Here is a 1,204-nt window from a genome sequence, read left to right as displayed (position 1 = left end):
TTTTTGCTGAAGACAGCGCTTAAATCATAGAAAAAATTAGTAGTTGCTTCCATAGCAGTTTTTGGGGAAGCCGTTGGGTTAAAAAATGTAAAATTATATCATTTATTGGGAAATTTACAAAATCGGGATGCTCCCGATGTGAATTCTGGAAAACAATTAAAGAGATTAGTTTGAAAGACTTAATATTCATTGACGAATCGGGAGTGAATTTGGCAATGGTTAGGCTCTATGCTAGGTATTTAAAAGGTGAAAGAGCCAAGGGGCCAAAACCAACTAAACGTGGCAAAAATGTCTCAATAATTGGAGCCATGTCAGTCAATGAAATTTTGACATCGGTTCATCTAATATGCGGAACTGATGCAATTACATTTGAAGCTTTTATTATCAGAAAACTTGTGCCAAAACTATGGAAAGGTGCTTGTGTAGTGATGGATAATTGTCCCATTCACTTGGGAGAAGAAGTGAAAAAAGCGATCGAAAAAACAGGGGCAAAATTAATATACTTATCACCTTATTCACCAGATTTTTCACCACTTGAAAATCTGCGGTCAAAACTTAAAATCATTCTCCGTTCAATCAAGACTACTAATTATCAAGAATTAGGAAAAGCCATAGATTTTGCGTTCGGACAAGTTACATCGTCAAATATTTTTAACTGGTTTACACACTGCTGTTATTGTACCTCATCTTTTTGAGAAAGGCTATACCTCAATTTTAGACCTGAATCCTTACGGTAGGCACAGATATTTTTCCTACAGTGAATGTATGAAAATCCTTAGTCATGAAAGCCAGAACTGCGGAATGTGGGTTAAAAAGAAGCGACGGGATTATCAATCTGAGGAATCAGGAAATTGCAGCGTTAAACTCCCGACTGGCAGTAAAGGACGAAACAATCGCAGAAGCGGCCGAGCAGATTGACAGACTCAAATCGCAACTTGAGCAGCGATCGCCAAATCAACCCGAAACCTCGGCGACGGTCGGAACCGATTTGTCAGAAATCGAACCGGCCGACTTGCTCAATCAGTTGAAAGCGCGCCGTAAAAAGTCGAGAGCGGACTTGGCTGATATGCAAACACTGTTGGACATACTCAGCAACTTAGGATCGCGAATTAAATAATTTACACATTTTTGTGGGATGGGCGTCCCGCCCGTCTATCGGGGACGGGCGGGACGCCCATCCCACAACAAACAGGAAAAGTGGATT

Annotated in this window: 2 protein-coding genes; both read left to right on the top strand. The window is 40.5% G+C overall.

Annotation, left to right across the window (positions count from 1 at the left end):
• Positions 1-170 precede the first annotated feature (170 nt).
• Complete coding sequence (locus tag QUA99_RS32875) at positions 171-695, top strand: transposase (RefSeq protein ID WP_333243947.1); 525 nt, start codon at positions 171-173, stop codon at positions 693-695.
• Between the two features lie 86 nt (positions 696-781).
• The gene (locus QUA99_RS32870) at positions 782-1,117 is read left to right on the top strand and encodes a flagellar alpha dynein (RefSeq protein WP_333243950.1); all 336 of its coding nucleotides are present in this window, start codon (positions 782-784) and stop codon (positions 1,115-1,117) included.
• Positions 1,118-1,204: the final 87 nt, after the last annotated feature.

The organism is Microcoleus sp. F10-B2, assembly GCF_036704965.1.
In the GTDB taxonomy this organism is placed as follows: Bacteria; Cyanobacteriota; Cyanobacteriia; order Cyanobacteriales; family Microcoleaceae; genus Microcoleus.
This window is presented reverse-complemented; position numbering and strand designations above follow the sequence as displayed.